Origin of the sequence: Massilia oculi, assembly GCF_003143515.1 — a bacterium.
GTDB classification, from domain to species: domain Bacteria; phylum Pseudomonadota; class Gammaproteobacteria; order Burkholderiales; family Burkholderiaceae_D; genus Telluria; species Telluria oculi.
On record NZ_CP029343.1, the window covers coordinates 2,455,002 to 2,477,404 of the forward strand.

Genomic DNA, 22,403 nt, shown 5'->3' on the forward strand with positions numbered 1-22,403 from the left:
AAGGACCGATGCCGGGAGACGGCGTCGTGAGGCGCTTCCATCCGCCACTGCGGGCGGCGAATGGAAGTTTGTTGTTTCAACCATTAAGGTACAGCATTTTGAGGGAGCGGGGTATCCCGTTGACGGGGCATTGCGCCGTCGTCACTCCTCGCCGACGCGCTCCATCGCGCGCCGGTCGCGCTTGGTCGGCCGGCCCTTGATGTCCATGCTCGGCTCGGGATACAGGCGGCGCGCCGTCTTGTCGTTCTCGCGCCGCGCGATGCTCTCGTCGGTCTCGAAATACAGGGTGCGTGCTACCGGCGCCGGGCCGCGCGAGCCCGAGATCGCGGCCACGATCACTTCCCAGCGATCGGAACCGTTGTCGATCAGGATGCGGTCGTTCATCTTGACGGCGCGCGCCGGCTTGATTGGTTCCCCGCCGATGCGCACCCGGCCGCGGTCCACCGCGTCCTGGGCCAGCGAGCGGGTCTTGAAGAAGCGCGCCGCCCACAGCCATTTATCGATTCGTACGTTCTCGTTTTCCATGTTCTCTTTCACATATCCCTAGGTATAGCCGAACGTGACCACCCGCATCACCAGCTTGTACGCCATATACGCCATGCCATAGGTGGCGCGGCGCAGCCAGCCGGTGTGCGCGAACTCCTGAGGACAGACCTCGGTGCCGTCCAGGATGCCGCGCTCGATGTGAGCGCGCATGGTGGCGGCGAACACCGGATCGCTCACCACGACATTGGCCTCCTGGTTCAGGAACAGCGACAGGCCGTCGCAGTTGCTGGAACCGACCGTGGCCCAGTCATCGTCGACCACCGCCACCTTCGCATGCAGCTGGGTCTTGCGGTATTCGACCACCCGCACGCCATCGAGCAGCAGCTTGGGATAGAAGGAATGCGCGACCGCATCCTGGATCCTGAACTCCCCCACCCCGATCAGCAGCGTCACCTGCACGCCGCGCCGCGCCGCATGCGCCAGCGCCTTGCGGAACTTGCGGCCCGGCGCGAAGTACGGCGTCGCCAGCAGCACGCTGTGGCGCGCATGCCCCAGCGCTTGCAGATAGGCTTTCTGGATCGTGCTGCGGTTACGCAGGTTGTCACGCACCACAAATGCGGCCCGTGCCGGGCTTTCGCAAGAGGGAATGGCTTGCTTGCGCATCTCGCGGAACAACTGGAAGCGCTTGCGCAGGCGCAGGCGGCCGCTGCGGGTCCACTGGACTTGCGCCTCGTGGTGGATCTGGGCCACCAGCGGCCCGCGCACGCGCACCGAGAAATCCCAGCGCGGCGCCGGCAGGCGGTGGCCGTCGGCGTGGTCGCACAGCCAGTCGTCGTTGACGTTGATGCCGCCCACGAAAGCGACTTCGCGGTCGATCACGGCGATCTTGCGGTGCGAACGGGCGATGCCGCGCCGGCACCAGGGATTGAAGACGCGGTACTGGGCGCCGGCGTCAAGCAGGATGGGCCCGAGCCGGCCGCAGCAGCGGTGGCCGGTGCCGAACCAGTCGACCAGCACCCTCACCTTCACGCCGCGGCGGGCCGCGCGCGCCAGAGCGTCGCGCACGGCGGCGCCGGTCTCGTCCTCGGCAAAGATATACGTCTCGAACAAGACCTCGTGCTGGGCGGCATCGAGCGCCTCGATCAGCGCCGGGAAGAAAGCGATGCCGCTCTGCAGCAGCGTGATGTCATTGTCGTCGACAAAGGTCAGACTGCGCATGGCCCTTGTGTGAGTTCGAGCTCGGCCACGATCGGGGCGTGATCGGACAGCTTGGCCCACAGCGGGCCGTGCATCACCCTGGCGTTGTTGACCTTGAAGCCGCGCACATAGATGCGGTCGAGCCTGAACCACGGCAGCATGGCCGGGAAGGTGCGGGCCGGCGCCAGGCGCGGCTGGCGGCCAGCCCAGCTGCGCACCATATCGCCCATCGGCGAGCGCGGTCCGAGTTCGTCGAACACTTCCTTGACGCCCAGGGCGTTGCGCAGCTTGTCGCTGAGGGTATTGCGCCAGTCGTTGAAGTCGCCGGCAATGATCACCGGTTCGCCGTTCGGCGCCGACGCGTTGACGGCCTCGATCAGCGAAGCGGTCTGGCGGCCGCGGCTGCCCTCGAACAGGCCGAGGTGGACCACGTAGCAGTGCACGCGGCATTCGGGCGCGCCCAGGATGCAGTGCAGGATGCCGCGCTGCTCGTAGGCGTGGTCGGAGACGTCGTGGTTGTGCGAATTCTCGATCGGCCAGCAGCTCAGCAAGGCATTGCCGTGGTGGCCGTGGTCGTAGACCGCGTTCATCCCGTAGGCCGTGTGGTGGGCGTCGGCGGCGAAATAATCGTACTGGGCCGTTTCTGGCCAATGGCGGTGGCCGCGGTCTTCCTTGCCGTAGCGCGCCTGGAAGCGGTCGTGCCGCCCTTGCACCTCTTGCAGGAAGACGACGTTGGCGTCGAATTCGGCAATGGCTTTCTTGAGTGCGATCACGCGTGGCGTGCTGCGCAGGGACGAGACGCCCTTATGAATGTTGTAGGTGGCTACACGGATTTTCATGAAAGCATTCTACCCGGATCGGACCGGCGTTCTCGTGAAACGGGCCCAATCGTGCGCTTCCCAAGCTGGCGCGAAGCGCGGAGCGCGGCGGTTGATGTGAATGCCGTCGCGCTCTTACTGAAACTGAGCTGAATCCGACATTCAGGCAAGCGCCAGCGCCGTGTCGTACACCGCTTCGTGCCCCGACACGATCATGCGGCGCGGACGGCGCTCTTGCGCGCCCTGCTGTTCCTCGCGCGGCGCCAGCGGCCCGCTCAGGCGCAGGCCGTCGAAGAGGTCGATATAGATGCAGTCGTCCCCTAGGGTGATTGCCTTAACTTTCTTGTCGCTATTCAGTTCGAGGTTATCCATTTTATCTCCCAGAATCATCCACTTAAAAGTTGCACATCAAAAATTCACCATGGGTGAGCCGTTGACCTTAATCCACGCATTTACAGCTGTCAAACATGGAATATCTTGTGCACGTGCAATTCAACAAAATTTCCTCTTGTTATGAAAAAGACAGGTGAAGTGTATTCAAATGTATTTTCATAGGAGAGAGTGCGTTTGCGCCAGCGCATATGCGCGGTCACGCACAGACCGTTTTCTAAAAAAAGTACCTACGTACTTTTGTTAAAAAACGTCATTTTATTGCTCAGGCATGCCACATTTCAATGATGATTTTGGGCAAATTACCTGCATTAAGGCAATTTTATTTTCTTTTCGCAATTTTTAAGCGATTTTGCGGGGCAATTGGAGGATGGCTTCTGCGTTGGATGACGAAAAGCAGCGGTCCGCCGCCGCCAGGTGCGGCAGCCAGGCATGGCGCAGATGCTCGCGCGGGCTGAGGAGGATGGGGATGTCGCGCGGCACACAGACCGAGAACACGTGCTCGGTATTGTGGGTCACGCCGGGGGCGTAGCGGTGACGCCAGACGGGATAGATTTCGTAGACGTTCGAAAGCCGCCAGTCGCGCAGGCGAATGCGCTGGCCATCGGCCACGATGCCGGTCTCTTCGAACAGTTCGCGCGCGGCGGTCGCCATCAACGGTTCGTCGAGCGTGTCGAGCGAACCGGTGACCGATTGCCAGAAGCCCGGGCGGTCGGCGCGTTCCAGCAGCAGCACTTCCATCTCCGAAGTGTGGATGACGACCAGGACCGATTCGGGGATCTTGTGGGGTTTCATCATGGGGTAAGGATGGCGGGACGGGCCATCCACGCGCCGGCGGGACGCGTGGCGTCATTCGGCCGAGTGGACCGAATGACGCCGTCCGCCCCACGCCAGTTATCAAGCCACCTTCGGCTCGTTACGCAGACGGATATGCAGCTCCTTCAGCTGCTTCTCGTCGACTTCCGACGGGGCGTTGGTCAGCAGGCACTGCGCGCGCTGGGTTTTCGGGAAGGCGATCACGTCGCGGATCGACTCGGAGCCGGTCATCAGCGTGATCAGGCGATCCAGGCCGAAGGCCAGGCCGCCGTGCGGCGGCGCGCCGTACTGCAGCGCGTCCAGCAGGAAGCCGAACTTGAGCTGCGCTTCCTCGGCGTCGATCTTCAGCGCGCGGAACACCTTGCTCTGGACTTCTTCGCGGTGGATACGGATCGAGCCGCCGCCCAGTTCCCAGCCGTTCAGGACCATGTCGTAGGCCTTGGCGATGCAGGCGCCAGGGTTGGTCTCGAGCATGTCTTCGTGGCCGTCCTTCGGCGCGGTGAACGGGTGGTGGGTCGCGTTCCAGCGGTCACCGTCTTCGTCGTATTCGAACATCGGGAAGTCGATCACCCACAGCGGCGCCCAGACGTCGTCGAACAGGCCGGCCTTCTTGCCGAACTCCGAGTGGCCGATCTTGACGCGCAGCGCGCCGAGGGCGTCGTTGACGACCTTGGCTTTGTCCGCGCCGAAGAAGATCAGGTCGCCGTCTTCGGCGCCCGTCAGTTCCAGGATCTGCGCCAGCACCTCGTCCGAGATGTTCTTGACGATCGGCGACTGCAGGCCGTCACGGCCCTTCGCCTTCTCGTTGACCTTGATGTAGGCCAGGCCCTTGGCGCCGTAGATCGCGACGAACTGGGTGTAGGCGTCGATTTCCGAACGCGGCATCGAGCCGCCCTGCGGCACGCGCATGCCGACCACGCGGCCGTTCGGCAGGTTGGCGGCGCTGTTGAACACCTTGAACTCGACCGACTTCATCAGCTCGGTCAGTTCGGTGAACTCGAGCTTGACGCGCATGTCCGGCTTGTCCGAACCGTACTTGCCCATCGCGGTGGCGAAGTCCATCACCGGGAACGGGTTGGCCAGCTCGATGCCGGTGGTGTTCTTGAACACGACGCGCATCATCTCTTCGAACAGGTCGCGGATTTCCTGTTCGGTCAGGAACGAGGTCTCGCAGTCGATCTGGGTGAATTCAGGCTGGCGGTCGGCGCGCAGGTCTTCGTCGCGGAAGCACTTGGTGATCTGGTAGTAGCGGTCGAAGTTGGCGACCATCAGCAGCTGCTTGAACAGCTGCGGCGACTGCGGCAGCGCGAAGAAGTTGCCGGCGTTGACGCGCGACGGCACCAGGTAGTCGCGCGCGCCTTCCGGGGTCGACTTGGTCAGCATCGGGGTTTCGATGTCGATGAAGCCCAGGTTGTCCAGGTATTTGCGCACTTCCATCGACACCTTGTAGCGCAGGCGCAGGTTGTGCTGCATCTGCTGGCGGCGCAGGTCGAGCACGCGGTGCGTCAGGCGCGTCGTTTCCGACAGGTTGTCGTCGTCCAGCTGGAACGGCACCGGCACCGAGGCGTTGAGCACTTCGACTTCGGTCGCGTTGATCTCGATCTTGCCCGACTTCAGGTTGGCGTTGGCCGTGCCTTCCAGGCGGTTGGTCACGGTGCCGACGATGCGCAGGCAGTACTCGTTGCGCACGTGCTCGGCCGCCTTGAAGACGGCGGCGTTGTCCGGATGGCAGACCACCTGCACCAGGCCTTCGCGGTCGCGCAGGTCGATGAAGATCACACCGCCGTGGTCACGGCGGCGGTGCACCCAGCCGCACAGGCTGACGGTTTGGCCCAGCAGTTCCTCGGTCACGAGGCCGCAGTAGTTGGTACGCATGGTGGACATAGTTTTCGTTCCAGGTTGGTTGATTGCTCGCGCCGCCATCGAAGGCGGCCACTATTCTTTGATTCGGTGTTACTTGATCGTTGCGACCGGCGCGCTGGCAGGTGCGTTGGCAACTGCGTCCACCGGCGCGACCACGCCCATCGAGACGATGTACTTCAATGCCGCATCGACCGACATGTCCAGCTCTTTGACGCGGCTGCGCTCCATCATCAGGAAGAAGCCGGAGGTCGGGTTCGGCGTGGTCGGCACGTAGACGCTGACGTAGTCGCCGCCCAGGTGTCGCGCCACTTCGCCGCCCGGCGCGCCGGTAAGGAAAGCGATGGTGTACGAATCGGCATGCGGATACGGCACCAGCACCGCCTGGCGGAAGGCATTGCCCGACGGCGAGAACAGCGTGTCCGACACCTGCTTGACGCTGCCATACAACGAGCTGACCACCGGCACGCGCTTGAGCAGGCGTTCGCCCAGGCGCACGATGTACTTGCCGACCAGGTTGTTCGTGAGCAGGCCCGTCAGGAACACGATGGCCAGGGTCAGCACCGCGCCGAAGCCCGGCACGTCCATGCCGAACATGCTGCGTGGTTGCCAGGCGTCGGGCACGAACAGCAGCGACTGGTCGAGCGTGCTGATGATCAGGTTCAGCACCCAGGCCGTGATGACCAGGGGGACCAGGACCAGCAGGCCGGTGATGAAATATTTGCGCATCGGATTCCCGTTGTTCTTGTTGGCGCGCGGCTCCAGCCGCGCCGGATCAGGCGCCGCTCTTGTCGCCGCCGGACGTGCCTGGCGCGGCCGGGGCCGCTGGGGCCGCCGCCGGGGCACTGGCCTCGGTCGACGCGGCCGGCGTGGCTGCGGCCGCACCATTGCCGGCGGCGCCGGTAGCCGGCGGCGTGCCGCCACGGAAATCGGTCACGTACCAGCCGGTGCCCTTGAGCTGGAAGCCGGCAGCGGTCACTTGTTTCTTGAAGGACGGCTTGGCGCAGGACGGGCACACGGTCAGGACCGGATCCGACATTTTTTGCAGCACATCTTTGGTAAAACCGCATTCTTCGCAGCGGTAGGCGTAAATCGGCATGCTGGGTGCTCCGCAAAAATCTTCAAAACCCTGAATTATAAAGCTTTTACACGGGCATTTGCCGTTTGCGGGTTACCCCGGCTGGCACAGACCCGGCGTATGGGCAAGTGCGCACGTTTCGATGTTGTTTTTCACCATCGTCAACAGGTGTTTCGTTTGCTCAAGGATGCCGCAGATGTTTTAATACGGCCTGTTTCACCGAATGTTGGTGACAGGAAACTCCTGCCACTCACCGCAAAGAAGAAACAGAAGACTGCGCGATGCCCCCATCAGCGCGGTCCGTACAAGAACACTCGTTTGCCAAGCCCGCGTATGCGGGCTTTTTCTTTATGTCCTGCCGTCAGAGCAGGTACAGCGCCACCAGCCCCACCCCGAACCCGGCCGCCATGCAGGTCAGGAAGGCCAGCATGCGGTTGGTGCGGCGCTGCTCGAGCAGCATCATGGCCATCATGTCGCCATTGCCAACATGCGGGTTGGTCAACTGTCCCTTCGACTCGCGCTCCAGCAGCTGGAACACCAGGCGCGGCAGCTGCGGGAAGATCTGGGCGTAGCGCGGCGCTTCGGCGCGCAGGCGGTCGGTCAGGCCTTTCCAGCCAACCTGCTCCGTCATCCAGCGCTCGAGATACGGCTTGGCCGTCTTCCACAGGTCGAGGTCGGGATCGAGCTGGCGTCCCAGGCCTTCGATATTGAGCAGGGTCTTTTGCAGCAGCACGAGCTGTGGCTGCACCTCGACGTTGAACCGGCGCGAGGTCTGGAACAGGCGCAGCAGCACCTGGCCGAACGAGATGTCCTTCAGCGGGCGGTCGAAGATCGGCTCGCAGCAGGCGCGCACCGCGGCCTCCAGCTCGTCCACGCGCGTGGTCGAGGGCGCCCAGCCCGACTCGATGTGGGCCTCGGCCACGCGCTTGTAGTCGCGGCGGAAGAAGGCCAGGAAGTTCTGCGACAGGTAATCCTTGTCGAAATCGTTCAGCGTGCCGACGATGCCGAAGTCCAGCGCGATATAGCGGCCCAGGGTCTCCGGCGCGGTCGAGACCAGGATGTTCCCCGGGTGCATATCGGCGTGGAAGAAACCGTCACGGAACACCTGGGTGAAGAAGATCTCCACGCCGTCGCTCGACAGCTTCTTGAGGTCGACGCCGGCGGCGGCCAGGCGGTCGATCTGCGAAATCGGGATGCCGTACATGCGCTCCATCACGATCACGCTGCTCGAGCAGTAGTCCCAGTACATCTCGGGCACCATCAGCAAGTCGGAGCCGGCGAAGTTGCGGCGCAGCTGGCTGGCGTTCGCCGCCTCGCGCATCAGGTCCAGCTCGTCGTGCAGGTATTTGTCGAACTCGGCCACGACTTCGCGCGGCTTCAGGCGCCGGGCCTCGCCCCACACGCGCTCGATCAGGCTGGCCGCCAGATTCATCAGGGCCATGTCTTCGTCGATCAGCTTCTTCATGCCGGGACGCAGCACCTTGACCGCCACCTCCTTGCCATCCTTGAGCTGGGCGAAGTGGACCTGGGCGATCGAGGCCGAGGCCACCGGCTCCCGGTCGAAGCGGGCGAACAGCTCGTCGGGATGGGCGCCCAGCGAGCGCGTGATCTGGGCCACCGCCAGGTCGGAGCCGAACGGCGGCACCCGGTCCTGCAGCAGCGCCAGCTCGTCGGCGATATCGGGCGGCACCAGGTCGCGCCGGGTCGACAGCACCTGGCCGAACTTCACGAAGATCGGGCCCAGCTCTTCCAGCGCCTGGCGCAGGCGGATCGCGCGCGGCGAGGTGATCTTGCGCCAGAAGAAGAAGGTGTTCATCAGGCGCGCGGTGCGCGGGGCATTGATGCTGGTAACGGCGATCTCGTCCAGGCCGTACTTGGTGAAGACGGTGAGGATGCGCAGCAGGCGCAGGAATTTCAATATCATCGACGATCCGGGTGGTGGTCTGCGCTGGTCAATATGACGGAGGGGGTGGCGGCATCGCGCTGGGCCAGCGCTTGCTCGAGTCTTGCCACGCGCTTGGCGGTACGCTCGACGTCGTCGCGCAGGCGCACCACGTCGGCGGCGAAGGCTTCGCGCTGCGCGGGCCGCACCAGCACCGGCCTTTCCTCGGCCAGGAACTCGGCCAGGTTCTCGGCCAGGCGCCGCGTCGCCTCGGTCGCGCCGCCGGCGGCGCGGCGCGCGGTCTTGACCAGGCGATGGGCGCCCAGCGGCCCCACCACCCGCTCGAGGTCGTGCTCGGCGTCCCAGCGCAGGCCATTGGCCAGCTGCGAGATCACGTTGGCGAACTCGGCGTCGCCTTCGATCTTCACGTACGACAGCGCGCGCGTGCGGTCCTGGGCGATCAGCGGCAGGTCGGCCGGCTTCACGCGGATCGTGACGCTGGCCGCGGCTTCTCCCTGGCCGGCTTCGAGCAGGCCATCGCGGCCGACGCGCATGCGCAACCGGGCCAGGCCGGCGTCGATGCAGGCGTCCTTGCCTGCATGGCGCATGAGCAAGGCCCTGGCCCAGGCTTCCTGGGCCAGCAAGTGGTTGATCGCGGCGACCGCGGGCAGCGTGAAAGCGTGCTGAGGCGACAACGAGGAAAGACTAGGAAACATGGAAGAACGACCCTCAAAAAACAAAACCGCCCGGGTTGATGCGGGCGGTTTTGATCTTACCAGTTTGCCGGGCGCAAACCCGGTGGCACGGAATGTTTATCGAAAAATAATTCCGTCAAAACCATGCGAGCTCAGCTGGTCTGCTGGATACCGGCCAGCACCCAGCCGCCCGAGCCCGACAACGGCTTCGACATGTTCCAGACCTCGACGAACGGTTCCGGCAGCGCGTCCTTGGCGCTGCGGATCATGGCGTTGAACTGCACGCTCGCCAGGTAGTCGGTCGCGGTCTTCTCGATGCCCAGCAGCTGGGCGTCGATGTTGACGACGTCGGTATAGTCGGCCACGCCGCCGCGCTCCTGGATCTGCATCTTCAGCTCGGCGAACACTTCAGGCGCGGTGAATTCGCGCAGGTCGTCGGTGTCGCCGCGATCCCAGGCCGCCTGCATGCGGATGAAGGACGATTTCGCATGGCGCAGGAAGCTTTCGGTATCGAAGTCGCCCGGCACGCCCCATTGCTGGTAGGCCGGCGCGGCAGCAGCAGCGCCGCCGAAGCCGGCTGTGGCGCCTTTATCCAGGCCTACATTGCCCTGGAAAGCAGCCGGCTGATTGCGCAGGCCGGAACCGATCTCCGGCGTGGCGGTCGAACCGGCAGGCGGCTGGAAGCCACCGAAGCCGCCCGCGGTCGCCGCGGTCGGATTGGCTGGGGTGTCCTTGCGGCGCACCATGCGCACGATGAACATGATGACCAGGCCGATCAACGCGACCATCAGGATGGTCGAGATGATGCTGGCCAGTGCGCCGCCGATGCCCAGGTGCGACAGCAGCGCGCCCAGGCCCAGGCCCAGCAGTGCGCCACCCAGAATATTACGCATCATGCTGGGTTTCTTGGCAGCCGCAGCCGCGCCAGCGGCGCCTGCGCCCGCTGCAGCCGGCGCTGCCGAATTCGGGGTCTGGCGCTGCATGTTCTGGGCTGGCGCCGGGGCCGGGCCCTGCTGCTGCACGGACTGCGATTGCCGTCCGATCGAGCGCTTGCCGCCCATTGGTCGGGCGAAGGCGTCCGCCACCATCGCGAACGCGGTGACCGCCAACATCGTCGTGACCAGGAATTTTTTCATCGTCTCCGTCCTTAGAATGACACTACAGTTTGATACCGGTGTGCAATGCGGCCACACCCGCCGTCAGGTTGAAATACTGGACCCGCTCCAGTCCTGCTTCCTGCATCATTCCCTTCAGGGTGTCCTGGTCGGGATGCATGCGGATCGATTCGGCCAGGTAGCGATAGCTCTCGGCATCGCCGGCGATCTTCTGGCCCAGCCACGGCAGCACCGAGAACGAATACACATCGTACGGCTTCTGCAGCGGTGCGATCACTTTCGAGAATTCCAGCACCAGCAGCTTGCCGCCCGGCTTGAGCACCCGGCGCATCTCGGCCAGGGCCTGGTCTTTGTGGGTCATGTTGCGCAGCCCGAAGGCAACGCTGACCCGATCGAAATAATTGTCCGGGAACGGCAGTTTTTCGGCATCACACAACATGGTTGGGGTGACAAGCCCTTTATTCAAGAGGCGATCGCGCCCGACGCGCAGCATCGACTCGTTGATGTCGGTGAGCCAGACCTCGCCGGTCTTGCCCGCCTGCTTCGCGAACGCCTTGGCCAGGTCGCCGGTGCCGCCCGCGATGTCGAGCACCTTGAAGCCGGGACGCACGCCGGCCTGGGCGATCGTGAACATCTTCCAGGCGCGGTGCAGGCCGGCCGACATCAGGTCGTTCATGACGTCGTACTTCGAGGCGACCGAATGGAAAACCTTGGCGACTTCCTGGACCTTCTGGTCCTCGGCGACAGTCTTGTAGCCGAAGTGAGTGGTATTGGTCATATGTGCGAAACGGTTGGGTGTTGCCGCATTATACAAGCAGGCCGGCGCTGGACCGCGCCATTGGCGGCCGGGGCGCCGCCACGGCCCGATCGACACCGTTTGCTGCCTCGGGGCATCGTTCACAAGCCCTTGTTGGACAGGCACAACGCATCGAGCGCTAACAAGGCGCTCAGCAGCGACACTTCGACATATCCACCCTTCCCCGCCAGGCCTGACCCCGGTAGGATCAATGCCATACCATCAATGAAATAGCATCAAGACTCATACCGAAAAGTAAATACTTCGTTCACCGTTGCACATGTCATTAATTTTCTATTAATGTTTGTGCGCCATGCCATGCGTTTTTCAGGTTTAATTGAACAATACTTTTCGTGTCAGCAATCCGCCTGACGGGATCGGCTGGCGCACGGATGCGTCGCGTCGTCGCGCACCGGAACTCATAACAACGAAGCTGGCGAATGCCGGTCATAACGAGGGACACGGTGTCTGTAAAACGTCTTTTATGCATTTCGGGTGAAGGCAGCACCCGCGCACGGGCCTGCCACGGCGAGCTGGCCGGCTGGGACCTGTGTGTGGTCGAGAGCATTGCCGCCGCACGCAAGGTCCTGTCGCAGCAGCACTATGGCGTCGGCCTGCTGCTCGACAGCAGCGACGGCGCGGGCGACGCCGAGATCGAACGCTTCCTGCGCCAGCACCATCACACGCGCTGGATCGGCGTGTTCGATGCGGGGCGCCTCGACCAGCCGGCGCTGCGCGAGCTGATCGCCGCCCACCTGTTCGATTTCCATACCCGGCCGGTCGACGCCCTGCGCCTGAAACATTCGCTGGGGCACGCGCACGGCATGGCCGCGCTGGCCAAGGACACGGCGCCGCGGCGCCAGTCCGCGCACCGGGCCAGCCACATCGACGGCGCCTCGCGCGCCATCGTGCACCTGCGCGCCCACATCGACAAAATCGCCATGGTCGACGCGCCGGTGCTGATCGCCGGCGAGAGCGGCAGCGGCAAGGAACTCGCGGCCCAGGAAATCCACCTGCGCTCGCAACGCGCTGGCGGCCCCTTCATCGCCATCAATTGCGCGGCGGTGGCGCCTGCCCTGATCCATTCCGAACTGTTCGGCCACGAGCGCGGCGCATTCACCGGCGCCACCCGCGACAAGCAGGGCCTGCTCGAGGCGGCGTCCGGCGGCAGCATCTTCCTGGACGAGATCGGCGACCTGCCGCTCGACCTGCAGGCCAGCCTGCTGCGCTTCCTGCAGGAACGCGTCATTTATCGCGTCGGCGGCACCCGCACCATCGCGGTCGATGCGCGCGTGATCGCCGCCACCCACGTCAACCTGCCGCAGGCCGTGGCCGAAGGACGCTTCCGCGAAGACCTGTACTACCGCCTCAGCGTGTTCCCGATCCGGGTGCCGCCGCTGCGCGAACGCAAGGAAGACTTGCCGCTGCTGACCGACCTCATCTTTAACAAGTACGCCGCCGAACGCAGTCCGCAGCTGAAGGGCGTGAGCCGCGAAGCGCTGCAGGCGATGGCGCGCTACGACTGGCCGGGCAATGTGCGCGAACTCATCAACCGGGTACGGCGCGCCATGGTGCTGGCCGAACACCGCCTGGTCATGCCGGAGGACCTCGACCTGCCCAGCGCCGGCCCGATCTGCCCGGTCAGGGAAGGTCTCGGCAATTCGCGCCTCTCGGCCGAACGCATCGCCATCGGCGAGAGCCTGGCGCGCAGCGGCAACAACATCAGCCAGGCCGCGCGCGACCTCGGTGTCTCGCGCATGACACTGTATCGCCTGATGGCCAAGCACGCGATTTCCTCGTAAGCCTCGGCCCTCCCCTCGCGTCGTCCTCTTCCTACGACCATCCCCCTTGATTTGACAGGCTTTTCCCGCCAGCGCGTTGCCACCCGGCAGCGCGTTGCAGCGCCATTATCACTCTGGCGCGGGGGCCCGATGGTTGCAACTTGATACAGTTTTATGACCGTTCTGTTAAGTTTGTCACAGGTCTGAGACACTTTATTTTTTAGCTATTGTTCTGCTTCATTTCCCCCTGTAGCACCGCTGAAACTCATCAAAATAGTCCTACATAATCAAGGAGTTAAAAAAGCGGCATTCACCTGGCATGGGAACTGCTATTGGACGAGTGGACCGGGTGTCATGGGACCCCGGGAATTCAACTCAGTGACAATTAGGGGAGCAACAATGAAGCGCACTATCCTGGCAACCGCGATCGCCCTGGCATTCAGCATGGCTCACGCACAAGAAAACTCCGTCAACGACGTCCGCGGCGGCAACACCCAGACCTCGTCGATGACGACCAACACCGATAACAGCACCGTCACTGATACCCGTAACAGCGGCAATACCTCGACCAACTCGTCGACCAACACCGACAGCTCGAACAGCAACAACCAGGCGACGAACACGAATACCAACACGAACACCACGACCAACACCAACAACAGCCAGGCCAACAGCAACAACCAGGCAACCAACACGAACACCAACACCAACACCGACAACAGCCAGGCCAACAACAGCAGCACCAACACCTCGGACAGCAATAACCAGTCGACCAGCACCAATACGACGACCAACACCAACAACAGCCAGGCCAACAACAACAGCCAGCAGAACAACAACAGCACCAACACCACCAACAACAACAACCAGGTGGACAACTCGGACAACCGCACCGCGAGCACCACGAACACGAATACCCAGTCGGACACCCGCACCAACACCGAGATGATCGACAGCAACGACACGATCACGACCAACACCACGACCACCAACGACAGCAGCCAGGACAGCTCGGGCCAGAACAACAGCTCGGGTGACGCCCGCGCGGCAGCCGCCGGCGCCGCTGCTTCCAACAACGGTGGCAGCGCCACCTCGTCGGTCGCCAACTCGTTCAACACCTCGTCGGCCAACGCCGTCAGCTCGCTGACCGGCACCGTGTCCGGCAACAACATCAGCAACATCGGCAACAACGCCATGAACCAAGGCGGCGCCAACGGCGCAGCCGGCACCGGCTCGACCGGCGGCACCGGCTACGGCGGCTCGACCTCGGCCACCGGCGCAGCCGGCGGCTCGGCTTCGGGTGCAGCTGGCGCGGCTGGCGGCGCAGGCGGCTACGCTGCCGCCGGCACCGCATCGACCGGCGCGTCGACCGTCGGTAACGCAGCCGGCGGCGCAGGCGGCGCGAGCGGCGCGGCCGATTCGATGGGCGGCGCGGGCGCCGCAGGCGCGGCTGGCGGCTATGCTGCCGGCGGCAACGGCGCGGCTGGCGGCGCAGGCATGGGCGGCGCGGGCGCCTCGGGCGGCGCGGCCAACGGCGGCAGCGGCGCGGCAGGCGGCGCGGCCATGGGCGGCAACGGTGGCTCGACCGGCTCGCTGGCCGGCGGCAATGGCGGCGCGAACGGCGCCATCGGCACCGGCGCAGGCGGCATGGGCGGCGCGGGCGAATCCAACGGCGGCGCAGGCGCGGCCGGCGGCATGGGCGGCGCAGGCGGCATGGGCGGCAACTCGTCGGGCTCGACCCTGACCGCATCGAACGGCGCCAGCGGCGGCGGCGCTGCGATCGGCGACGCAATGGCATCCTCGGGCGCCGGCGGCGCCGCGGGTTCGGAAACCGCGGGCGGCGCCAGCGGCGCAGCCGGCAACACCGGCGGCACCTCGACCGCAGGCAGCCCAACCAGCGGCGCCAGCTCGGGCACCGCGGGTGACTCGATGGCCGGCGCCGGCGGCGCGGGCGCGGCAGGCGGCGCAGGCGGTTCGGGCGCGGCAGGCACCAACACCTCGGGCGCCGGCGCAGCAGGCGGCGCGGCCACCGGCGGCACCGCAGGTTCGGGCGCCGCACTGGCCGGCACCGGCGGCGCTGGCGCCACCGGCACCGCAGGCGCGGGCGGCTCGGGCGCTGCCGGCACGGCAGGCATGGGCGGCAACGGCGCCGAAGGCATGGGCGGCGCAGGCGGCGCGGGCCAGGGCGGCACGGCTGGCGCGGGCGGCATGGGCGGTTCGGGCGCTGAAGCGACCGCATCGACCGGCACCGGCGGCGCAGGCGGCTCGTCGACCGGCGGCTCGGCTACCGGCGGCTCGGCTACCTCGGGCGACGCCACCTCGGGCGCCGGCGGCGCAGGCGGCGCAGGCGGCTCGAGCACCGGCGGGGCTGGCGGCTCGACCGGCGAAATGGTTGCCGGCGCAGGCACCGGCGGCTTCGGCGGCGCTGGCATGGGCGGCAACGGCGGCACCAACAACGTGAGCGCGGGTTCCTTCGACATGTCGAACTCGATGAGCAACATCGCCCAGTCGGCTGCCGGTATCTCGATCATCAGCCAGAACAACGGCTTCTCGTCGCTGATCCAGCAAAGCGTCAACGTTCAGTCGAACATGAACGTCGGCGGCCAGTAATCTGGTGTGAGCTGCAACCACGCAGGCGGCCGGCCAGGCCAGCCGCCTGCGATCCGCCACGCGGCCCTCTTCGCGTGGCGGCTTTTCGAGCGAGGCATCATGAAACGGATTACCCAGATTAGCGCTCTCCTCCTGGCGGCCTGCATGGCGCTGCCGGTGGCGGCCCAGGCGTCGGAACCGGCGAAGCTGCCGGTGGTGGTGGGCTTCCTGTCGAAGGTGGATGTCGCGCCGAGCCGGGAAGACGACTTCACCAAAGGCTGGGGCAAGACGACCGACGCCGAGGAACTGGGCGGCCTGCGTGGCGGCGCCGACATCGTGACCACCGAGGCGACGCTCGGCGGCACGGTCGGCAACAACACGGCCACCAACGTGACCACCGGCTTCAACGTCATCGACAACGGTTCGTTCGCGAATTCCTCGGGCTTGCCTGTCGTGATCCAGAACTCCGGCGCGAACGTCCTGATCCAGAACGCGACCGTCATCAACCTGCAACTGCAATAGGAAGAGCATGAAGCACGGGATCTTCCTCGCCGCCCTGTGCGGCACCCTGCTGGCGCCGGCTCCGGCGCCAGCACTCGAACTGGCGGTGGTCGGGCGCGTCAACGTGCCCGTCACCAGCCTCAAGGACATCAAATTCCAGCGCACCACGCGCCAGCAGTACGATTACAGCTGCGGCGCCGCCGCCTTGTCCACCCTGCTATCACACCACTACAACACCCCGACGCCAGAACAGGACGTGTTCCAGGAGATGTACGAAAAAGGGGACAAGACCAAGATTCACAAGGAAGGCTTTTCGCTGCTCGACATGCAGCGCTTCCTGGCCGCGCGGGGCTTTCGCGCCGACGGCTTCAAGCTGCCGATCGAAAAACTGATCGCCGAAAAACTGCCGGCCATCGTCTTGATCACCGACCGCGGCTTCAATCACTTCGTGGTCGTCAAGGGCTTCGAGGATGGCCGCATCCTGATCGGCGACCCGTCCACCGGCAACCGCGTCGTGAGCATGGAGCGCTTCCAGGAAATCTGGCGCAACAAGATCCTGTTCGTGATCCACAGCCACAAGGACGGCATCGCCTTCAACAATCCGGGCGACTGGCGCGGCGCCCCGCGCGCGCCAGTCGGAACCGGCATGCACCAGGACCAACTGAGCGCCTCGCTGCCGAAGTTCGGCCCGGGCGACTTTTGACCAAAGGACGTGATATGCGCTGGCCAAGCTTCAAGACGATGATTCAACGCGGCGCCCTGCTCGGCGCCCTGTGCGCGGCGATCGGCACGATGCCGGCGGTGCAGGCCGCCGATGCCAGCGCGAACAATGTGGCCGGCTTCGGCGCCCCGGTCGGGGCCGAGACACTCGACGGCGCCAGAGGCGGCTTCGAAATCGCCGGCGGCCTGTCGGTAGCGCTCGGCATCGAGCGCGTGGTGTCGGTCAACGGCGAAATCATGTCGCGCACCAATATCGCCATTCCCGACCTGGCCGCGATGACCGCCGACCAGGCCCGCCTGACCCAGGACGCGCTGGGCGCCGCACGCATGATCCAGATCGGCGGCAACAACTTCGCGGCAGCCGACCTGAACCTGCCCAATGGCGCGACCCTGGTACAGAACACGCTCGACAACCAGGCGATCAGCTCGGTCACCACCATTACCTCGGCAGTCAATAGCATGTCCTTGCTAAAAGATTTGAATTTCCACGGCACGATTCGTGACGCCGTAGTGCGTTCCCCGGGAACACTGTAGCATTGCAATATTGTTAATATAAAACTGGAGATCTGGATGTATCCACACGTCGCGCGGCTTGGCGCCGCCGGCCTGGCGGCCGCCCTCCTGGCGCCGCCCGTGCTCGCCCAACAACCCGCGGCCGCGCCAGGCCTGCAGGACCGACAGACCGAGTTGTCCCAACTCAAGGACGAACTGGCCGAACAGCGGGCAATGGTGAACCGTCTGATGCTCGAACTCCAGGCGCAGCGCGAACAGCTGCAGCGCATGCAGGCAACGGCCGCCCCCACGCCTCCGGCGCTGGCGGCGCGCGAGCGCGTCGTGGAAGAAGCCACCCCGCTGTCGGGCGCCCCGTTCGCCATCCCGACGGCGCTGGCCGACGGCGTGCTGCTGTCGCAGCAGCGCGGCGCCGGCATGTCGATGCAGGCGCCGGTGGCCCAGCCGCCGGTGCTGCCGCCGGCCGAAAGCGGCGTGGCGGCCCCGCTGCCGCCGCAGCCGCGTCCCAACCAGCCTCCCCTTCCGACCCCCGGTCCGGCCCAGGCGCAGACCCAGCGGCCGGCCCAGCAACAAGGCCAGCAGCCGCAGACGGCGCAGAACAATAATCGGCAGGAGCCGAACCGTCCGCCCGAGGTCGCGCCGATCGGCGACCAGCCGGGCGTGCTGACCCAGCGCGGCACTTATGTGCTCGAGCCGTCGGTGCAGTACGGCTATTCGTCGAGCAACCGCGTGGCCCTGGTCGGCTACACGGTGATCCCCGCGATCCTGATCGGCCTGGTCGACGTGCGCGAGATCAAGCGCAACACCTTCACCACGGCGATCACCGGCCGCACCGGCATCAACAACCGGATGGAAGTCGAGGTCAAGGTGCCCTATGTGTACCGCTCGGACGCCACCGTCAGCCGCGAGCTGTTCACCGGCACCGCGGTCGAGCGCGTGTTCGACACCTCCGGCAAGGGGCTGGGCGACATCGAGGTTGCCGGCCGCTACCAGCTCAACAACGGCGGCCCGGACCAGGGCTATTACATCGCCGGCCTGCGCTACAAGAGCCGCACCGGGCGCGATCCGTTCGAGGTCGTGACCGACTGCGACCGGCGCTGCATCGGCGAGAACGTGACCGGCACCGGCCTGCCGCTGGACCTGCCGACCGGCTCCGGCTTCCATTCGCTGCAAGGCACCCTGACCTGGCTGTATCCGTCGGATCCGGCCGTCTTCTTCGGCAACCTGAGCTATGTGCACAACTTCAAGCGTTCGGACGTGACGCGCCTGGTGCGCAACGGCGTGCGCGAGCCGCTGGGCGAGCTGGAACCGGGTTACGTGCTCGGCTTTAACTTCGGCATGGGCCTGGCGCTCAACGACAAGGCTTCGCTCAGCCTCGGCTACGACCACAGCACCATCGCGCGCATGAAGCAGAACGGCCAGCCGGTGGCCGGCTCGGTGCGCACCCAGCTCGGCACCCTGCTGCTGGGCTACTCCTACCGCCTGAGCCCGAAGCGCACGCTGAACATCGCGGTGGGCGCCGGCGTGACCCGCGACACCCCGGACGTCACCCTGACCCTGCGTGTGCCGATGACGTTCTGATCGGCGTCAAGGCCGCGTGCAAACATGCGGTCTGGATGACGTGTGATAAATACGAGCACGGTTGAAAAATCTTGCTTCCGTTTTAAGAAATTATCCTTATAATCAGATTTGCAATGTAGAGCGTGGCCCTGGTTTTTGTCCTAGGTACGCAAACAGGGCATCAACGCAAAACAACTTATATTTGAGGGAATTAACATGGCTACTGGCATTGTCAAATGGTTCAACGACGCTAAAGGTTTCGGCTTCATCACCCCTGATGGCGGCGGCGAAGACGTGTTCGCGCACTTCTCGGCGATCAACGCCAACGGCTTCAAGTCGCTGCAGGAAAACCAGCGCGTGACCTTCGACATCACTGCCGGCCCGAAAGGCAAGCAGGCTGCAAACATCCAGCCACAGGCGTAATGGCGTGCTGCCCGCAGACAGCGGGCAGGCAAAGCAAAAGAGCACGTCGTCCGACGTGCTCTTTTGCTTTGCACCTTCCGTGGCGGACTCACCGTCAGCCCGCAACCCGATCCTGCATGTCCCGGCCAAGCTACAGCGCTCCGCCTCCCAGCGAATCGAAATGGTTTACACCATTGAAATAAAAAACGCATCGCAAAGCATTGGCGCCCGAACTGGCAACGTCATTGAATTCCATCAGCGTGCTTCCGCCTGTTCTTGCCCAGACGGTCAGTGACAGGTCTACCTGCGGTAAGCCCAAGGTATTCATATAGTCACGGGCCGCGTCGATCAGGGCCTGCCCTTGGGCAACCAGGTCGATCATCGTTCCCGTGGCCCCGCCGACACGGGCCCTCACATGCTCGACAAAGCCGGCCCGGTTCGGAATCGGGATGCCATGGCGAACCGTAAGCTGATCGTACAAGGAAAAGATTGCGCAATTGTTTTCGTCACCATCCTGGGCGCGATAGCTAAATCCGAGTTCGGCCAGCGTGACAAGGGGATCGGTCGTGTCCTTCTTCCCCATCTGCACTCGCGCCAGGAACCGGTGCAATCCGCCGGCTACCGTGCTCATCGTCAGTTTATCTTCGCCGGTATGCGGCGCCATGGCAAACAGGTATTCCAGGGTTTTGCGGCTCAAGACATCGCCCAGCTCTTCTTTCACCGCCCTGTTCGCAGCCAGGAAGTTCAAGAGATCCACGACGCCGCGCGCCCGACGTGTGACGACCGTCCGCGCCGTCACGTCCGAGAGGGCGGTGGATTCGCTGCGCATGATCTCGGCGCCATTCGTCCCTGCAAACAGCGGACGCTCTTCGCCCGAGCCGGTTGCAAAGGACTCGACCAGGCCTGGCTGGTCGGCCTCATCCTTTCTGCTTGCGACCGCGTGAAACGCGGCCGCGGCGCTCACCAACGCAATCGAGTGCCGCGAGAGTTCGGCAAACAGGATCACCGCAATTACCTTGTGCGCGCGCTCGCGCGCGTCCGGCGAAAAGGCGCTGAATGCATCATGCCCTGCCATTTCCCGCAAGAACAGGCGCGCAACATATTTATCAATCGCACCTACACTCTCGTCGCCGTCGAGCTCGCCGATCTCGGTACTAATATAGTCGACCAGCTCTTTCATAAGCGGCTTGTAATCGGTGGCCAGGCTTCCGCCAAGAACGAACGCGTTGGCCTTCGGACTGATCGTACCGCTGTAGCTGCGATAACGTATCGCATAGCCGGGCAAGTCGCCAGTGCCGCTCTTGTGTTTCTTGCGTCGACGGATGGCGAGCAAAATCCGTTCGTCCTCGAAATCCCCGGTATTGAAGAGGTCCGTGGTGAGGCTGGCCCTGCGCCGCAGCAGCGGCAATTTGTTGGCCTGATGCTGCTCGGCTTCCGTGCCAGGCGCGCTGTCTTCGATGAGTTCCTCGCCATCTCTGTCGTCGTTGCCCATCATTTCCGCAAAGCTGCGCTTCAGCCGCTCCTGTGCTTCCGGCGTACGTTGCTTGGCGGCTTCCTGTGTTGCATGATGCACGCTAGCCAGGTTGACGACCTCGGTCCAATTGCGAAAGTCCCGATCTTCGACCTCGTCGCCTAGCCACTTCTCGATGATGTCCAAGATAGCCGCCTTGCGTCCCTCGTAGGCTTTCTTGTCGATCGCCTTGAATAGACCGTGTTTGCGGTCGCCCTTGCGCACAAACAGCAAACTTTTCGTGCGGAGATACTGCCGAATGCTCGCAATGACGTCCCGTACTGTCTCGGAGGGAACGTCCTTCTTCGAGATCTTGATCTTGCGCTGAATTGGCGATGCTGGCCTTGGAACGGAAGCCGGCCCGCCGCGCCCGGCGGCGCCTGTCGCTTTCGCCTGCGCGGCGACAGCGACCAAGGCGCGCATCCCCATATCGTCGGCTTCCCGCTCCAGTCCGCAGTCATCGTTGATCGCGACACCTTCTTTCATTTGCACTGTCGGCCGCACCCTCCCCTGGGCCTGCTGAACCAGATGCCATGCTTCGTGCGGCAGATGGTGCTCCTGCCCTGGTCCCACATGGATGACAGCACCTTGCGCATAGGCCAGCGCACCTAGCCGCGCCGGCTCCGAGGAGTTGTAATGGACACGCACGTGATCCATGCGCAAGCCGGACAGGTGTTCGATGCCATCCTTGAGCTGGTCTGGCAAACCTGTCGGGTTCGGAACCGTCTGCGCACTCATCGCGGTCCCACTCATGCCATCCCCGGCCCTCGCCGCAGTCCGACGATCCGCCATGGCCTGCATGGTCCTACGCTGCATGACGCCCGCACCGCCCTGCAACGTGCCGGCGAAACGCGATAGGCGAACACTACGAGCGCCATGGTTGGCATGCTCCTGCAATTGTTTCTGGGCTCTTGTCTGCTCCCGCTGGTCGGTAACTGCGGGGACATTATGGGTGAGCTCCTGCACCCGGGCGCTGTCGCGCACAGGTGCCTCAGCGCCTTGCTGCAAGGGGACGGTGTCGTTCATGACTGAGCTCGCATCATTGGCGCAGCCTGGCGATCGTTGGCGGAATGGATCGACCGGGATGCCTTGTTCCAGAATGAACTAATGTACCAGAACCAACTTTGTGTGAACAAACGAAGCAATAGGCGGTGTCATCGCCAAAAGCAGAAAGAGCACGTGGGTAGACGTGCTCTCTCTTTTGTCGCCGTGATCGTTTTTCGCCGATACGAATGCAGCCTCTCGGGCGTCGATCAGCCCTTGCAGCCGCAGCTGCCCGAGCCGCAACCGCCGCCGCCCGACTTGGCCGGCGCCGAGCCCGGCAGCATGCTGCCCGGCGCGCGGCCGGTTTCTTCGTCGAAGCCGGCCGCCTGCAGGCGCGCCACGTACTGCTTCCACAGCGACTCCTGGCTGCGGCCCAGCTCGTACAGGTAGTCCCAGCTGAAGATGCCGGTATCGTGGCCGTCCGAGAAGGTCGGCTTGATCGCGTAGTTGCCGACCTGCTCGACGTCGGCGATGCCGACTTCGCGCTTGCCGACCTGCAGCACTTCCTGGCCCGGGCCGTGGCCCTTCACTTCTGCCGACGGCGAGTACACGCGCATCAGCTCGAACGGGATCGAATAGGCGCTGCCGTCGTCGTAGGCGATGTCGAGCACGCGCGATTTCTGGTGGACGGTCAGTTCGGTTGGATTAGGCAT

The 22,403-nt window shown here is 64.5% G+C and carries 21 protein-coding genes; 7 read left to right on the top strand and 14 right to left on the bottom strand.

Going from position 1 to position 22,403, the window contains the following annotated elements; translation table 11 throughout:
• Window positions 1-141 precede the first annotated feature (141 nt).
• The 12 genes from DIR46_RS11340 to ubiE all read right to left on the bottom strand — a co-directional run bounded on the left by DIR46_RS11340 (window position 142) and on the right by ubiE (window position 11,115).
• On the bottom strand, window positions 142-525 hold the full coding sequence (locus DIR46_RS11340; RefSeq protein WP_109345329.1) for an RNA-binding S4 domain-containing protein: 384 nt from the start codon (window positions 523-525) through the stop codon (window positions 142-144).
• 18 nt (window positions 526-543) lie between these two features.
• Entirely contained in the window at window positions 544-1,704 is a 1,161-nt protein-coding gene (gene clsB, locus DIR46_RS11345) for a cardiolipin synthase ClsB (RefSeq protein ID WP_109345330.1), read from the bottom strand.
• Window positions 1,692-2,522, bottom strand: a complete 831-nt coding sequence (locus DIR46_RS11350) for an endonuclease/exonuclease/phosphatase family protein (protein ID WP_109345331.1) — start codon at window positions 2,520-2,522, stop codon at window positions 1,692-1,694. The genes clsB and DIR46_RS11350 overlap by 13 nt, the downstream gene beginning before the upstream one ends.
• Window positions 2,523-2,663: 141 nt before the next feature.
• Window positions 2,664-2,873: a hypothetical protein gene (locus tag DIR46_RS11355; RefSeq protein WP_109345332.1), complete on the bottom strand. Its 210-nt coding sequence runs from the start codon at window positions 2,871-2,873 to the stop codon at window positions 2,664-2,666.
• A 360-nt stretch (window positions 2,874-3,233) separates the two neighbouring features.
• Window positions 3,234-3,686, bottom strand: coding sequence for a dihydroneopterin triphosphate diphosphatase (nudB, locus tag DIR46_RS11360; protein ID WP_109347993.1), 453 nt, complete (start codon window positions 3,684-3,686; stop codon window positions 3,234-3,236).
• Between the two features lie 102 nt (window positions 3,687-3,788).
• On the bottom strand, window positions 3,789-5,591 hold the full coding sequence (gene aspS, locus DIR46_RS11365) for an aspartate--tRNA ligase (RefSeq protein ID WP_109345333.1): 1,803 nt from the start codon (window positions 5,589-5,591) through the stop codon (window positions 3,789-3,791).
• A gap of 69 nt (window positions 5,592-5,660) precedes the next feature.
• On the bottom strand, window positions 5,661-6,296 hold the full coding sequence (locus tag DIR46_RS11370) for a DUF502 domain-containing protein (RefSeq protein ID WP_109345334.1): 636 nt from the start codon (window positions 6,294-6,296) through the stop codon (window positions 5,661-5,663).
• Between the two features lie 46 nt (window positions 6,297-6,342).
• Window positions 6,343-6,666, bottom strand: a complete 324-nt coding sequence (locus DIR46_RS11375; protein WP_109345335.1) for an FmdB family zinc ribbon protein — start codon at window positions 6,664-6,666, stop codon at window positions 6,343-6,345.
• A gap of 340 nt (window positions 6,667-7,006) precedes the next feature.
• Window positions 7,007-8,569, bottom strand: coding sequence for a ubiquinone biosynthesis regulatory protein kinase UbiB (ubiB, locus tag DIR46_RS11380; RefSeq protein WP_109345336.1), 1,563 nt, complete (start codon window positions 8,567-8,569; stop codon window positions 7,007-7,009).
• The gene (locus DIR46_RS11385; RefSeq protein ID WP_109345337.1) at window positions 8,566-9,243 is read right to left on the bottom strand and encodes a ubiquinone biosynthesis accessory factor UbiJ; all 678 of its coding nucleotides are present in this window, start codon (window positions 9,241-9,243) and stop codon (window positions 8,566-8,568) included. Before DIR46_RS11385 ends, ubiB begins: the two co-directional genes overlap by 4 nt.
• A 131-nt stretch (window positions 9,244-9,374) precedes the next feature.
• On the bottom strand, window positions 9,375-10,358 hold the full coding sequence (locus tag DIR46_RS11390) for a Tim44 domain-containing protein (RefSeq protein WP_109345338.1): 984 nt from the start codon (window positions 10,356-10,358) through the stop codon (window positions 9,375-9,377).
• A gap of 22 nt (window positions 10,359-10,380) precedes the next feature.
• Complete coding sequence (ubiE, locus tag DIR46_RS11395; protein WP_109345339.1) at window positions 10,381-11,115, bottom strand: bifunctional demethylmenaquinone methyltransferase/2-methoxy-6-polyprenyl-1,4-benzoquinol methylase UbiE; 735 nt, start codon at window positions 11,113-11,115, stop codon at window positions 10,381-10,383.
• Window positions 11,116-11,597: 482 nt separating this feature from the next.
• On the opposite strand from ubiE, the gene DIR46_RS11400 reads away from it, so the two are divergent.
• The 7 genes from DIR46_RS11400 (at window position 11,598) to DIR46_RS11440 (ending at window position 19,217) form a co-directional block, all read left to right on the top strand.
• Window positions 11,598-12,935: a sigma-54 dependent transcriptional regulator gene (locus DIR46_RS11400; protein ID WP_109345340.1), complete on the top strand. Its 1,338-nt coding sequence runs from the start codon at window positions 11,598-11,600 to the stop codon at window positions 12,933-12,935.
• A 378-nt stretch (window positions 12,936-13,313) separates the two neighbouring features.
• Entirely contained in the window at window positions 13,314-15,524 is a 2,211-nt protein-coding gene (locus tag DIR46_RS27630; RefSeq protein ID WP_162819494.1) for a hypothetical protein, read from the top strand.
• Between the two features lie 99 nt (window positions 15,525-15,623).
• Window positions 15,624-16,025, top strand: coding sequence for a hypothetical protein (locus DIR46_RS11420; RefSeq protein ID WP_109347994.1), 402 nt, complete (start codon window positions 15,624-15,626; stop codon window positions 16,023-16,025).
• Window positions 16,026-16,032: 7 nt separating this feature from the next.
• Window positions 16,033-16,707 (top strand): C39 family peptidase, encoded by a 675-nt coding sequence (locus DIR46_RS11425; RefSeq protein ID WP_109345343.1) that lies wholly within the window; start codon window positions 16,033-16,035, stop codon window positions 16,705-16,707.
• 14 nt (window positions 16,708-16,721) lie between these two features.
• Window positions 16,722-17,258 carry a hypothetical protein gene (locus DIR46_RS11430; protein ID WP_109345344.1) on the top strand — a complete coding sequence of 179 codons (537 nt, stop codon included), beginning with the start codon at window positions 16,722-16,724 and terminating at the stop codon, window positions 17,256-17,258.
• A gap of 36 nt (window positions 17,259-17,294) precedes the next feature.
• Window positions 17,295-18,815, top strand: a complete 1,521-nt coding sequence (locus DIR46_RS11435; RefSeq protein ID WP_109345345.1) for an SNARE domain-containing protein — start codon at window positions 17,295-17,297, stop codon at window positions 18,813-18,815.
• Window positions 18,816-19,010: 195 nt separating this feature from the next.
• Window positions 19,011-19,217: a cold-shock protein gene (locus DIR46_RS11440; RefSeq protein WP_109345346.1), complete on the top strand. Its 207-nt coding sequence runs from the start codon at window positions 19,011-19,013 to the stop codon at window positions 19,215-19,217.
• A 130-nt stretch (window positions 19,218-19,347) separates the two neighbouring features.
• Here the strand turns inward: DIR46_RS11440 and DIR46_RS11445 are convergent, their stop codons facing one another.
• Window positions 19,348-21,732 carry an eCIS core domain-containing protein gene (locus tag DIR46_RS11445; protein WP_229446576.1) on the bottom strand — a complete coding sequence of 795 codons (2,385 nt, stop codon included), beginning with the start codon at window positions 21,730-21,732 and terminating at the stop codon, window positions 19,348-19,350.
• Between the two features lie 227 nt (window positions 21,733-21,959).
• A complete protein-coding gene (locus DIR46_RS11450; protein ID WP_109345347.1) occupies window positions 21,960-22,403 on the bottom strand; it encodes a gamma-butyrobetaine hydroxylase family protein in 444 nt (147 codons plus the stop codon).